Origin of the sequence: Acinetobacter sp. HA, from assembly GCF_000264725.1 — a bacterium.
GTDB classification, from domain to species: Bacteria; Pseudomonadota; Gammaproteobacteria; order Pseudomonadales; family Moraxellaceae; genus Acinetobacter; species Acinetobacter schindleri.
In genome coordinates this window covers 48195-61995 of the sequence record NZ_AJXD01000095.1, presented here as the reverse complement: position 1 = coordinate 61995, position 13801 = coordinate 48195, and the positions used below count along the sequence as shown (strand labels likewise).

Annotated in this window: 12 protein-coding genes, 1 rRNA gene and 1 pseudogene; 4 read left to right on the top strand and 10 right to left on the bottom strand. The window is 43.3% G+C overall.

The window, feature by feature from the left end:
- Window positions 1–161: 161 nt before the first annotated feature.
- The gene (gene fmt / locus HADU_RS12550) at window positions 162–1124 is read left to right on the top strand and encodes a methionyl-tRNA formyltransferase (protein WP_008306965.1); all 963 of its coding nucleotides are present in this window, start codon (window positions 162–164) and stop codon (window positions 1122–1124) included.
- Window positions 1121–2425, top strand: a complete 1305-nt coding sequence (gene rsmB, locus HADU_RS12545; RefSeq protein WP_008306964.1) for a 16S rRNA (cytosine(967)-C(5))-methyltransferase RsmB — start codon at window positions 1121–1123, stop codon at window positions 2423–2425. The genes fmt and rsmB overlap by 4 nt, the downstream gene beginning before the upstream one ends.
- Before the next feature lie 51 nt (window positions 2426–2476).
- Here the strand turns inward: rsmB and zupT are convergent, their stop codons facing one another.
- From zupT to HADU_RS12530, 4 genes are all read right to left on the bottom strand, one after another.
- Window positions 2477–3292, bottom strand: coding sequence for a zinc transporter ZupT (gene zupT / locus HADU_RS12540; protein ID WP_008306963.1), 816 nt, complete (start codon window positions 3290–3292; stop codon window positions 2477–2479).
- Between the two features lie 82 nt (window positions 3293–3374).
- Window positions 3375–3485: a methionine/alanine import family NSS transporter small subunit gene (locus HADU_RS15435; protein WP_008306962.1), complete on the bottom strand. Its 111-nt coding sequence runs from the start codon at window positions 3483–3485 to the stop codon at window positions 3375–3377.
- 10 nt (window positions 3486–3495) lie between these two features.
- Window positions 3496–4971: a sodium-dependent transporter gene (locus tag HADU_RS12535; RefSeq protein WP_004814063.1), complete on the bottom strand. Its 1476-nt coding sequence runs from the start codon at window positions 4969–4971 to the stop codon at window positions 3496–3498.
- A 476-nt stretch (window positions 4972–5447) separates the two neighbouring features.
- Entirely contained in the window at window positions 5448–6890 is a 1443-nt protein-coding gene (locus HADU_RS12530) for an aldehyde dehydrogenase family protein (RefSeq protein WP_008306961.1), read from the bottom strand.
- A 302-nt stretch (window positions 6891–7192) separates the two neighbouring features.
- Here HADU_RS12530 and HADU_RS12525 point away from each other — a divergent pair, with 302 nt between their 5' ends.
- Both HADU_RS12525 and HADU_RS12520 read left to right on the top strand, forming a co-directional pair.
- Window positions 7193–7885: a TIGR04219 family outer membrane beta-barrel protein gene (locus tag HADU_RS12525; protein ID WP_008306960.1), complete on the top strand. Its 693-nt coding sequence runs from the start codon at window positions 7193–7195 to the stop codon at window positions 7883–7885.
- Window positions 7886–8259: 374 nt separating this feature from the next.
- On the top strand, window positions 8260–8820 hold the full coding sequence (locus HADU_RS12520; protein ID WP_008306959.1) for a type 1 glutamine amidotransferase domain-containing protein: 561 nt from the start codon (window positions 8260–8262) through the stop codon (window positions 8818–8820).
- Between the two features lie 57 nt (window positions 8821–8877).
- Here the strand turns inward: HADU_RS12520 and HADU_RS12515 are convergent, their stop codons facing one another.
- The 6 genes and pseudogenes from HADU_RS12515 to rrf all read right to left on the bottom strand — a co-directional run bounded on the left by HADU_RS12515 (window position 8878) and on the right by rrf (window position 13775).
- Window positions 8878–9207 (bottom strand): ankyrin repeat domain-containing protein, encoded by a 330-nt coding sequence (locus HADU_RS12515; RefSeq protein ID WP_008306958.1) that lies wholly within the window; start codon window positions 9205–9207, stop codon window positions 8878–8880.
- A 21-nt stretch (window positions 9208–9228) separates the two neighbouring features.
- Window positions 9229–9873, bottom strand: a complete 645-nt coding sequence (locus tag HADU_RS12510; RefSeq protein ID WP_004814056.1) for a hypothetical protein — start codon at window positions 9871–9873, stop codon at window positions 9229–9231.
- Window positions 9874–9940: 67 nt separating this feature from the next.
- Window positions 9941–10072 carry a hypothetical protein gene (locus HADU_RS16035; protein WP_260396158.1) on the bottom strand — a complete coding sequence of 44 codons (132 nt, stop codon included), beginning with the start codon at window positions 10070–10072 and terminating at the stop codon, window positions 9941–9943.
- An 83-nt stretch (window positions 10073–10155) separates the two neighbouring features.
- On the bottom strand, window positions 10156–11505 hold the full coding sequence (locus HADU_RS12505) for an aromatic acid/H+ symport family MFS transporter (RefSeq protein ID WP_008306956.1): 1350 nt from the start codon (window positions 11503–11505) through the stop codon (window positions 10156–10158).
- A 353-nt stretch (window positions 11506–11858) separates the two neighbouring features.
- Window positions 11859–13205 (bottom strand): annotated as a pseudogene (locus HADU_RS12500) (MFS transporter).
- Between the two features lie 455 nt (window positions 13206–13660).
- Window positions 13661–13775: ribosomal RNA gene (gene rrf, locus HADU_RS12495) — 5S ribosomal RNA — on the bottom strand.
- Window positions 13776–13801 lie beyond the last annotated feature (26 nt).

Here is a 13801-nt window from a genome sequence, read left to right as displayed (position 1 = left end):
CTTTCATGAATATTTTTTACAATTTGCATGAGTTTTTTTTATATGAAATTTGAGTGATTTATCATGGTAATGGGTGGTACTGAGCTTTAAGCTTTTGCTGAATTAGGCTGCGAATTGCCTTATGCCTTATAATGCCCTTAAGTTTATTTGGAATTTCATCCGTGAAAATCATTTTTGCAGGCACACCAGAATTTGCAGCCACTGCATTGGCTGCGCTGCTAAAAACCGACCATGAGATTGTGGCGGTGTATACCCAACCGGACCGTAAAGCGGGTCGCGGCCAAAAACTCACTGCATCTGCGGTTAAACAGCTGGCACTGGAACACAATATTCCGGTCTATCAACCGCTACACTTTAAATCTTCAACAGACGAAGGTCTGGCAGCTCAAGCTGAGTTAAAAGCCTTAAATGCGGATGTCATGGTTGTGGCAGCTTATGGTCTGATCCTGCCGCAAGTGGTTTTAGATACGCCGAAATATGGCTGTCTGAATATTCACGGTTCATTACTGCCGCGCTGGCGTGGTGCCGCACCAATCCAGCGTGCCATCGCTACGGGTGATGCCGAGACTGGTGTGACCATTATGAAAATGGCAGCTGGTCTGGATACTGGCGACATGATGTATAAAACCATCTGCCCGATTGAGCCACAAGACACCTCTGCTTCTTTGCATGACAAGCTGGCTCAGCAAGGTGCTGAAGCAACAGTCAAAGTGCTGGAATCAGAAGAATCTCTACAGCACTATCTTGATCACCGCAAAGTGCAGGATGAAGCGCTTACGGTTTATGCACATAAATTATCCAAGGCAGAAGCTAAAATTGATTGGACTCAGGATGCGGTCACGATTGACCGCAATATCCGTGCATTTAATCCATGGCCAGTAGCATTTACGCCTATTGATGAAACAAATAACCTGCGCGTTTGGGGTTCTTTGTTATCTCATGAAAATGCGGAAGGCAAGGTACCTGGAACTATCCTCGCGCTAGATAAACATGGCGTACATGTGGCTTGTGGTGATCAAAAAGCTATTTGCCTGACCTCACTGCAGTGGCCGGGCGGTAAAGCGCTGAACCCGGTTCAAATCAATCAAACCCAAAAATTACATGTAGGACAAATACTGGCATGAGTCATTACGAAGCCGGCACATCACACCTGAACTTACGTGCCCAGGTGATTCGCACCCTGCTCGCGGTACAGCAAGGGCAATCACTTGCCAGTGTTTTGCCACAACATCTTGGCAAAGTGGCAGAGCGTGACCGCGCCCTGTTCCATGAACTGGTTCTTGGGACACTGCGTCAGTGGTATGCGCTGAAAAGCGTGACCCTGCCACTCTTGGTGAAACCGATTAACAATGATACGGTCGAAACCTGTCTCTATGTCGGTCTATATCAGTTGCTGGAAACCCGGATTGCGCCGCATGCCGCAATTTCCGAGACCGTAACGGCTGTTAAACAGCTCGGTTATCAGGCTTTAAGTGGGGTAGTGAATGCCATCCTGCGTCGTGTTTCACGTGAAACACCTGACTTTCAGGCAGCATTAAAACAGGCGCATGGTTTGCCAAGCTGGTTATATAAACGTCTGAAGAAAGACTGGCCTGAACAGCTGCTGGAACTTAGCACTGAACTGAAGCAGGTGGCTCCTCTGACCTTACGCGTCAATGAACGTCAGGTGAGCCGTGATGAGTATTTAGAAATTCTGGAAGAACATGATATTGCTGTGCATGCCTGCAGTATTTCTGAAGTGGGTATCGTGCTGGATGAGAGTATCCATGTACCGCACCTGCCCGGCTTCGATATTGGTGGTTTCTCGGTACAGGATGAGCATGCCCAGCTCTGTGCCACTTTACTGCCCAACCTGAATAATAAATATGTCGTCGATGCCTGCGCAGCACCGGGTGGCAAGACCGCACATATTCTGGAAAAATACAGTCCTAAAAAGCTGATTGCATTGGATCAGGATGCCAAACGTCTGCTGCGCGTCCAGGAAAACCTGGAACGTCTGCTACTTGAAGGTGAGCATGTAGAAATCGTTACTGCTGATGCAATCAACTGGCAGGCGGCTGAGCAGCCGGACTGTATCGTACTGGATGCACCCTGCTCAGCGATTGGCGTGATGCGTCGTCATCCGGATATTCGCCTGCTGCGTCAATCTACTGATATCGCCCAGACGGTGGAACTGCAAAAACAGATTCTGGAAAATATGTGGCAGCAGCTGAAAGTTGGCGGTACTTTGCTTTATATCACCTGTTCGATTCTAAAAGCAGAAAATGAACAGCAGATGGTCGAGTTCTTTACTACCCATGCGGATGCCAAAGAAATCAAGATCAAAGCGAATTGGGGTATTGAGCAGATTCATGGTCGTCAGCTTTTACCTAAAGCGGGTCAAGGCGATGGTTTCTTCTATTGCCGAATCGAAAAAACGGCTTAAATAGTTGTTTGAAGAAAAAGGCAGCTTCGGCTGCCTTTTTTTATTCTAGATTTATTGGAGAAATTTGAAAATCACCAGACTGCTGGCAAGCGCCGCCATCCCGCTAATCAGGCCATAAACCGTTTCGTGACCTTTGGAATAACGCTTGGCGGTTGGCAACATTTCATCCAAGGCCAGATAGACCATCACGCCACCGATCAGACCGAAAATGATGCCATAGATGGTGGTATTCAGATACGGTGCCAGAATGAAGTAGCCCAATGCGGCTCCCAAAGGTTCCGCCAGACCAGAAACCAAACTGGCGAGCAATGCATAGGATTGTCGATGTGTCGCCATATATACCGGTAAAGCAATCGCTACACCTTCTGGGATATTGTGAATCGCAATCGCTACCGCCAACGGCGCACCCAGCATCGGGCTTTCCAGGGTTGCAAAAAAGGTCGCCATGCCTTCCGGCAAATTATGTGCAGTGATGGCAAATAACGTGAGCAAGCCGGTGCGCAGCAACTGTTCCTGTCCTAGATCCTGGGTATTATTTTTTTCCAAGGTCTCATGCGGATTGGGGACCAGATGATCCAGTAACAGCACCAAGACTGCACCCAGTAATAAAGTCAAGGTTCCCCAGGCATACCCCATTTTCGCGCCATACGCCACGCTAAAAGAATCAATGGATTTGGTCAGAATCTCAGTAAGAGACACATAAATCATCGCTCCAGCAGCAAAGGCCAGACCGAAGGACATGACACGCAGGTTGGGCTTTTTTAAAAATAATACCAGTCCCCCACCCACCACGGTGGCCAAGCCGGCAAATAGAGTTACGGCAAAGGCTGTATAGACTTGTGCATCAGTAACGGAAGCAATACCCATAAGTCAGCCATTAAAAAAGTCATTATCAGCAAAGATGATAATGACTTTCATTTACAGCAACAATCAGTTTATGTGAAGATTGTTAGTCTTCTGGTTCTTCCGGATTTTTTACCAGATGAATCACAGAGAGTACCAGACCACCCCATAATAAAACGATGGAGAAAATCATCATGATCAATGCAGATGTATTCATATTGGTTCTCCTAACTATGACGGTCTTTAACTAGACTGAGCAGAATGGCGCCCAGAATAAAGAATGCAAGGGTGCCCCCACCAATCGTCCATAGTGTACTTGCGGGATAACCACCATAACCTTCTGCCATGATTGATTTCAGGGTTAAACCCAATGCCAGCAATAATGACAAAGGTGTGATCACTGTCAGCATGAACTTCCAGCTGGCACCAAGTTTCACACTGGCAAATTCATTGACATGCATTTCCAGCTGTTTCATCAATGGACGGCGGAACCAGGACAATAAAATAATCGATAACAGGCCACCACCGACAATACCGATGTTATTGGCAAAGTAGTCAATAATGTCGACAAATGTAATGGCACTATGGGTCGAGAAGATCAAAGTCGATACCACTGCTGAACCACCGGCAATAATCGTCACGGACTTGTTCTTTGACCAACCCAGCTTGTCCTGGAATGCCGCAATTGGCACCTGCAGGATACTTACCATGGAGGTAATACCCGCCACTGTTAATGACGCAAAGAATAGGAAGCCGAACAGGTCTCCACCTGCACCTAAACTGGAAATGATTTTCGGGAAGGCAATAAAGGCCAGACCGATACCACCAGATACTACATCTTCAACCTTTGCACCTGAGCTGAATGCCATGAAACCAAGTGCTGCAAAGACACCAATACCTGCCAGAATTTCAAAAGACGAGTTCGCCAATGCCACCACGATACCTGAACCGGTCAGGTTGGTTTTACGTTTCAAGTAAGACGCATAGGTCAACATAATCCCGAAACCCACCGAAAGTGAGAAGAAGATGTGGCCAAAAGCTGCCAGCCAGACTTTATAATTAGTCATGGCTTCCCAGTTTGGAGTAAAGAAGGCATTTAAGCCATCGACTGCACCAGGTAAACGTACTGCCTGAATCACCAGGATCGTGAATAAAATCACCAGCAATGGCATAAAGATTTTATTCGCCAGTTCTACCCCACGGCGTACTCCACCGTAAAGGATCAGCATCACCGCTGCCCAAACGACTACCAGACCAAAAAACAGTACCGGAACAAAACCGAAGGTCAGGCCTTCACCATTTTGCAGATAGGTATTGAAGAAGAAGCCTTGAGTATCGGTTCCCCACTGTTGTCCGAAGGAATAGAACATATAACTGCCAGCCCAGGACAATACGCTGGCATAATAAATCCCGATGATCAGGGTCACCATCACCTGCCACCAACCCAGAGATTCTGCATTCATGAGTTTTTTATAGGCCATCGGTGGTGCTTTGCGGAACTTGTGTCCAACTGCATAATCTAAAAACAATAATGGCAAACCTGCTGCGAAAATCGCAATCAGATAAGGAATCAGGAATGCGCCTCCGCCATTTTCATAGGCAACGTATGGAAAGCGCCAAATATTCCCTAACCCTACTGCAGAGCCAATCGCTGCAATAATAAATCCTGATCGTGCCGACCAATTCTCTCGAGTATCTGTCATAGAACACCTAAACCTTAGGTCTCTTTAGATGCTGCTTATTGTGGTTATCGCGCGAGCAAAAAAAGTACCAATAAAAATAATTCTGGGTGCTTCAATTGGAGCCTTGCCTTGTGAGCTTCAGCTTCTAAATCAGCCAACGGTCTAGCATGTCAAATCCTGGATAAAGCATCTTGCCCACACTGTCCGTGTATATGGATTTAACAATACTGAGTTTTAAGTATGATTTGTGTAAATTCTGCTCCTAATATTAATTTTTTATAATATATCTTGTTCAACCGTTCAATATTTCTCCAGGCTTAGCTTGATTTATTAAGTTATAAGTGAATTAACTTTTAGGAATATATTGTTTTTTAAGTATATCTTGATGAGTTATAAAAATTATTCCTGTTCTCTTCTTATTGAATAGCTGAACTTTAAAAACTCAGATCATGAGCAAATGTGCGCATGATCTGAACACTTAAAATTTAAATCATTATTCAGGCTTTAATCACCAGTATTCGTTCTTCCTGCATGTCACGAATTGCAGACTGGATGCCTTCACGCCCTAATCCCGAATCCTTTACACCGCCATACGGCATATTATCAACACGGAAGGATGGAATGTCGTTGATGATCACGCCACCGACATGCAACTGGTTCCAGGCATATAGCATCTTGTTCAGGTTCTGGGTATAAACACCCGCCTGCAAACCAAAACGACTGCTGTTGATGCATTCAATCCCGGCCTCAAAATCGCTGTATTTTTCCAAGATTGCCATTGGACCAAACACTTCATCTTTATACACTTCTAGCCCATGATCGACATCTTCCAGTAAGGTCGGCTCAAACATCACGCCATCCAGCTTGCCGCCACTGAGCACTTTAGCGCCTTTCTTCACGGCTTTATCCAGCCATTTTTTCAAACGTTGGGCTTCAGCTTCCTTGATCATTGGACCGACTAGGGTGGTGTCCAAATCCGGATCCGCTGGTTTAAGCTTTTTCAGTTTGGTTACCAGTTTTTTCTTCACCTCAGCGTAGATATCTTGATGCACCAAAATACGCTGCACGCTGATGCAGACCTGTCCGGCATGACCAAAAGCACCACCGATCAGGCGATCAATAAAGCTATCCGTAATTTCAGTATCCGGCTCGATCATTACTGCGGCATTACCACCCAGTTCCAGCGTGACTTTCTTGCGCCCTGCCCGCGCTTTCATATCCCAACCGACCACATCAGAACCGGTAAAGCTGAGCATTTTGAAACGGTCATCTGTCACCAGTACATCCGCCAGTTCACGTGGACAGGGCAGTATCGAGAACGCATTTGGTGGTAAATCAGTCTCTGCCAGAATCTCAGCAATCTTTAAGGCAGATACCGGTGTCAGGCTGGCAGGTTTTAAGACAAAGGGACAACCCGCTGCAATTGCAGGCGCAATCTTGTGAGCGGTCAGATTCAGCGGAAAATTAAAAGGACTGATCAGGGAGACGGCGCCAATCGGAACCTGTTTCACAAAACCCTGATAGCCCGATGCAGCTGCTGTAACTGCTAATGGCATCATACGGCCTGAATCAACCTGAGTCACGGCATCAGCAGCAATCTGGAAAGTATTGATCAGACGTTCCACTTCAGCTGCGGCAGCTTTACGTGGCTTACCCCCCTCAGCAATCAGAATCTCGGTCAACTGACTGCGAATTTCATTAAAGCGCTTCACACAGTGCAACAGGATTTTCTGTTTCTGATAAGGCTCCAGAGCCGCCATTTCCGCTTCGGCTTTGACTGCTGCTTTAATGGCTTTTTCCAGAATTTTGGCATCTGCCAATGACACACGTGCGCAAACCTTATGCGTATATTTATCCTGAACCTCCAGCCACTCTGAGGTTTCCACTGGCTTACCTGCAACATAAAGCGGATAGTCGATTACTGCTCGGGGTTTAGTCATGTCATGTCCTTTCAGGGTCACGCAATATTTCGATATATTTGATTATATGCTCAAGATCCAGTGACATGCGTTTTTAAAATGTAGACCTTGATTGAAATGGCTGAAAAGCCTGCTATGCAATTGTTCTAGATCTAGCAAAATAAAACTGAACAATTAAGCTCAATCTGACTGGATGGTTCCCTACTTGCTGCCATATACATTTTGAAAATTACCTATATGATGCAGCTAGCCAGAAATACTAAAAATATGGATTTAGGTCATAAAACTGCTCAATTTGAGTCAAGCACAAGGAAATTCAACCTATGCACGCAAGAATCATCAATACTTTATTATGCGGACTGGCGCTGAGTAGCGTCAGCCATGCCGATATCATTGGTCTGAAAGCAGATGCCAGCTACTGGAATTTTGACGGATATAGCCAGTCTGACAATGCCAATAAACATGATCTGGACCGTCAAGGTACGGCACAGCTGTCTGTAGCTTTGGAACATCCGGTACCGTTGTTGCCAAATGCGAAAATCAAATATGTAAATCTCGACAGCAACAGCGAGCAAAGCACTGTACTTAATGCTTCAGATATCGAGCTGAACAATATTGACTATATTCTGTATTACGAATTGCTGGATACGGTTGTGCATGCGGATGTCGGTGTCGGCTTAACAAACTTAGATGGTACGGTGAAAAACCTGAACGCCGGTGCTTTAAGCCAATATGATCTGGATGAATACAGCCCTCTGCTCTACGCAACAGCAGGTGTCAAACTGCCATTTACCGGGATGAGCGCCAAAGCTGAAGCTGTTTACAGCCATGGCAGCGACACTAAAAAGACCGATGTACAAGCTGAACTTCAATACGACTTTATTGATAATCTAGCGGTAGACCTTGGTGCCAAACTGGGTTATCGCATGATGAAAATTGATGCGGAGCAAAATAATGTGCCAGATCTTCAGCTGGAATTTAAAGGTCCTTATATTGGTCTGGACATGCACTTTTAATGAAAAGAATGACTTACATAATACCACTTACATTCTGTAAGCCCAGGCGTACAACATAAGCTGTTATCTGCGTCTTTCAAGCTACATTAAGCTGCAGTATCTTAAACCCATAGAGAGCAGGATGCTCCAAAACATAAAAACAAAAATAAGCAGATGCACCAGGACGTGAGGTACGACAGGAGTTATACCTAAATCACGAAATACGGAAAAGCCCCGATAGGATATCGGGGCTTTTTTCCATCTATTGTTTTTCTCTGTTGTTCTATCAGGCTTTTCTTCTATAAATGCTTACAGTCCTCGGCTAAAAAAGCAACATTTCTAAAAATGCCTTATTGCTAAGCTAAAGACCCCTGCAGATATTGAGATTTACAATCATGGTCAAGAAAGTTCTGATTATCACCTCGAACGAAGGCATTGAACACGATGAATTAGTCCAGCCCCTGGATTTCTTGCAGTCACATGGTTTTGTGGTGATTCATGCTGCAGAAAAAAATGAAGATGTCCACACCATGGAAGCTGACAGCAAGCCAAGTGCACAATACACACCTGATACAACCATGCATGAAGTCAGTGTAGAAGATTATGATCTGCTGGTGATTCCTGGCGGAACAGTGAATGCGGATAAATTACGTACCAATGAAGATGCTCAACGCATCATCCAGTACTTTGCCGATAACCAGAAACCGATTGCGGCAATCTGTCATGGTCCATGGGCACTGATTGATGCGGGTCGCGTCAAAGATAAAAACCTGACTTCTTATAAGAGTATCAAGCTGGATCTAGAGAATGCCGGTGCAAAATGGGTCGATGAAGAAGTACACCGTTGCAATACCAATGGCTGGGTGCTGATTACTTCACGTAATCCGGATGATTTACCGGCTTTTAATACTGCAATTGTGGAAGAACTGGAAGCGGATATGGATATTATTCCGTAATCCTAAACCGTTCTCAAAAAGAAACCCCAGCTTGTGGGGTTTCTTTTTTTATTCTTTTTATTTAGGAATGCTGCCTTTCAGGCTTTTTAAATATTCCACGACATCTTTATTACCTGCCATTTCAGCCAGCTCTAAAGCAGTATAAGTACTGCGATGATCGACATCTGCACCTTTACTCACCAGTAACTTTACCACTTCAAGATGATCATTTTCGGCAGCAGCCTGTAATGCGCTATAGCCTTCTTTATCGGCGGAGTTAACGTTTAGACCCTCTTGTAAGCCCTGCTCGACCTGTTCAACGTCGCCGACTGAAGCCCAGTACACCAGTTCAGGAAGATGTAGTTCATCATCATCTTCAGGGATTGGGGAGATCGAATTGAATTCCATATACTTTACCCATTACTATTTTTACTTAAATAATGGACTATATCTTGCCATAAGTTCTTCTTCAGTCCTTCCTGTAATTTTTGATATTTTTTTATAATCAGGTAAAGGACATTCCTCTAGTAAGAGATGAATTGCTTTATTCGTTTTCAAATCAAGATGTAATATAAACCCATAATTTTTCAATAAATTTAAATCTATTTTCTTACTTACAGCTGCAGGAAATTCGTTTAAAAATTTATAAAACTCAATAATTAAGTCATCGGTAAGCCGCAAACTACGTTCTGTTAGATCAATTAAACAAGATAAATCACTTTGATTAATTTTTGACTCTATTTCTTCATCACTTAAATCAGCATATGCTATATTTAAATTATTAGCTTTAAAGAACTGTATACGAACTTTATCGTTAATTTCATTTCTAATATTCCACATTGAAAGCAAAGTATTGTAATTAGCGAAGAGAGTTCTTAGATAGGCTACGTTCAACCATTTAGTTTCTTTTTGGTCTGTAATAAAAACTAATTCATGATATTCGAATTGATAATTTTGACCCATACCAATAATTGATGGAACAGCAAGAAATCTCTGATAGGGATGTGAAGTTAAATTACCGTAATAATTATATTTAGTAGCAAGTAATGATTGATGTATTTCATCTGCGATCAAAATCCATTTATTAAGTATATCTAGCTTTCTTCTTTCTGCAGTTAGCTTTTCTTGTCTTAAATAGACCCTATACCCCTACTATTGCACCAATTAATGAAGAAACAAGTGCCATAGCTATAGGGAAAATATAATCTTTAATAACATTTGATTCTTGTTTAAGTTGCAAAATTGCTTCAGCTATTAATTGTTCTTCATTCATCTTTTAGAATTTATTTTTAAAAATTAGATTCTTATAACATAAAAAAGCCCCCTTTCGGAGGCTTCATTTTAAAACTCAATTTTTTAAGCTTTCGACACTGCTGGCTCGACTGAACCAATCTTGTTAGCCTCATTTTCATGCATGATCAATGCAACCGCAATTGCTGTAATCAGAACCGGTAAACCGACTGCCATAAAGTTGAAGTGTGCAGGCAGGTTCATACCCAGTAAGCCACCAATCAGGATTGGACCTACAATCGCACCCATACGACCAATCGCAGAAGACCAGCCAATACCTGTAGAACGTACTGCCAGTGGGTAGTACTGCGCTACATAACTGTATAGCAACATTTGTGAACCGATTGATGCTGCACCAGCCAGGAACACCAAGATATAAAGTAAGAACTGGTTAGACGCAAAGCCCATTGAGCTCATCACAATCGCACCCATAATACCCAGGAACATCAGTACTGGTTTCAGGTGGAAACGGTCAGCCAGAATACCACCGCCGACGATACCAACTACTGCACCCACATTCATGACCATCATGAACATCAGGCTGTTATCCATTGAGTAGCCCGCAGTCATCATTAGTTTTGGCAACCAGCTGCTAAGTGCATACATCGTCAGCAAGCAAGTGAAGAATGCTACCCAGAACAATAATGTATTGACTGCACGACCGCGGCGGAACAGGCTAACCACGTTCGCAGCTTCAGGTACATTTTCCTGGGGTAAAGTGAATACTGTATTTTCAGTTACTTTTAAATCTGGTGCCATACGACGCACAATCTCTCGTGCTTCCGCTTGGCGATTTTGTTTCACCATAAATGAAATAGATTCAGGTAAAAACTTCCAGATCACAGGTAATAAGAACAGTGGAATTCCCGCGATAAAGAACATGATCTGCCAACCAAAATCTGGAGTAAACCATGAGCCAAGTAAAGCGGCCATGACACCACCTACGGCATAGCCACTGAACATTGTGGTTACTAAGGTACTACGCATCTTTTGTGGCGCATATTCAGAAGTCAGTGCTACCAGGTTTGGCATTACACCACCAATGCCTAAACCAGCAAGGAAACGTAAAATCCCAAACTCAGTCGGGTTAGATGCAAAGCCGCCCGCGAAAGTTAAACCACTAAACAGCACGATACAGATCATGATCACTTTTTTACGGCCAATCTTGTCTGCCAGCGAACCAAAAATCATAGCACCAAACATCATGCCTGCAAGTGCTGTACTGGCCAGCATACCTGCTTGTACTGCGCTTAAGCCCCAATCTTGCATTAAGAGTGGCAGCGTCACACCATTAATTGCTAAATCGTAGCCATCAAATAAGATAATGAGTAAACACCAAGCAACTACATTGAAGTGAAAAGGCGTAAATTTCGCATTATCGACTACAGAATTAACATCTATTTTTTCCGTTGTCATCGTTCTCATCTCCCATGAGTACTTGTCCATAAATCCTGCTGACTATTACGACAAAACAGTCAGTTCGAGCGAATATACTGAAGTGGATTTCGCGTTACAATAAGACCATAGTTAAGGTAAATTAAAGCTTTAGAGATATACATTTATGTGATTATTCACGTTGTTATTAATATTTAAATGCTTGTTTTATATATTTAAAATCTATTTTTAAGTGGGTCTTTTAGTAATTTTTCTAAGCAAGAAATATATTTTGATTTCTATTAAAAATTATGAATTTAAACGTTGAAACCCCTTATTTGAAGGGGTTTCAACGTTTTTAAAGATTAAAAATGAATATAAGAACCAGTGGGTCATTAAGCCTTGACAGTTTTAAGCTTCGGCTCTGCCATTGGATCTGCATTTACAACGCGGTCTTTACGCACAATCAGTGATACGGCAATGGCTACAATCACCACTGGTAGGCCAACAGCCATGAAGTTCAGCTGATGTGGTAATTCCATACCCAGCAGCATCCCGATCAGGATTGGACCGACAATTGCCCCACTACGCCCTACCGCTGAAGCCCAACCAATACCGGTTGAACGAACAGTTAATGGATAGTATTGCGCCACATAGCTATAAAGCAGAATCTGACCACCAATCGCTGAAGCACCTGCCACGGCAACCAGGAAGTAAATCACAGGTTGAGGAGATTTAAAGCCTAATAGCGATAATGCCACTGCACCTGACAAACATAGAGTGATAATCACAGGTTTTAAGTGGAATTTGTCTGCTAGGATACCGCCGCCTACGGTACCAATGACTGCACCAATATTCATTGCCAGCAGGAACATTAAACTGTTACCTAACGAATAGCCTGCTGCCATCATCAGTTTCGGTAACCAGCTGCCTAAGGCATACAGTGTCAGTAAACACATAAAGAAGGCTAACCAGAATAACAGTGTGCTTGCGGTACTCCCCTGCTTAAACAGGCTGCTCACAAAAGCAGGTTCAGCAATTTTAATCTCGCTTAAAGCCAATTGAGTCTGGTCATTTAAACTGAGCTGATCATCTAAACGCTGCATCATTTGACGAGCATTATCATGCTTCTGCGCTTTCACCAAGAATGTCAGAGATTCTGGCAGGAATTTCCAGATTAGAGGCAATAACAGTAAAGGCACACCTGCGATAAAGAACATGATTTGCCAACCAAAATTAGGAGTAAACCATGCACCTAATAAAGCAGCCATTACACCACCCACCGCATAACCACTGAACATGGTAGTGACCAAAGTTGCACGTAAGCGTGGCATATTCAAAAGTTAAAGCCACCAGGTTCGGCATTACACCGCCAATGCCTAAACCAACAAGGAAACGTAAAATACCGAATTCTGTCGGGTTAGACGCAAAGCCACCTGCAAAGGTAAAACCGCTAAACAGCACCACACAGATCATGATGACTTTCTTACGGCCAATCTTGTCTGCCAGCGTACCAAACATCATCGCGCCAAACATCATGCCTGCAAGTGCTGTAATCGCCAGCATACCCGCCTGTACTGCACTTAAAGACCACTCCTGCATTAAGAGCAGTAAAGCCACGCCATTATTGCCAGGTCATAACCATCAAATAAAATAATCAGCAAACACCAGAACACGACATTAAAGTGAAATGGAGTAAATTTGGCCTTATCAATGACCTCATTCACATTGACTGTATTCATTGTGACGTCTCACCTCCTGTGAGTTTTCAATTTCATTGTTTTAAACCGCGACACATGACATTTAACTATTTAATCTTATTTTTATTGATTTATCCCGCCATGCTTTCGCAACAGCCCTAGTTGAGCACGCTGAGCTTTGCTCAAATACTATACAAAGGTCGCAAAATGGCATAGAAAGTTAGACCGTGTGGTTCAGTTTTTAATTAATTTAATAGCAGACTAGGAAAGACAATTACATGAATATTCAAGTTTTAGAAGATAGAAGATCCATATTTAATATGGCTTGAAGATGAATTTGGGGACATATCCGCTCCATAGACTGGTTTAGTATACGCCTCTCAATTTTATTTTTATGTGATATTTCAGTCGAAATGACATATAAATAACATTTATTTGATTAAATTCTTCCCATAAAAAAACACCCCCTTCTATTGAAGGGGGTGTTTAGAATAATGAGCTGGCGATGACTTACTCTCACATGGGAAACCCCACACTACCATCAGCGCTAAGAGGTTTCACTTCTGAGTTCGGGAAGGGATCAGGTGGTTCACTCTTGCTATGGTCGCCAGCACAACTGTTTATGACTTTGCGTTTGG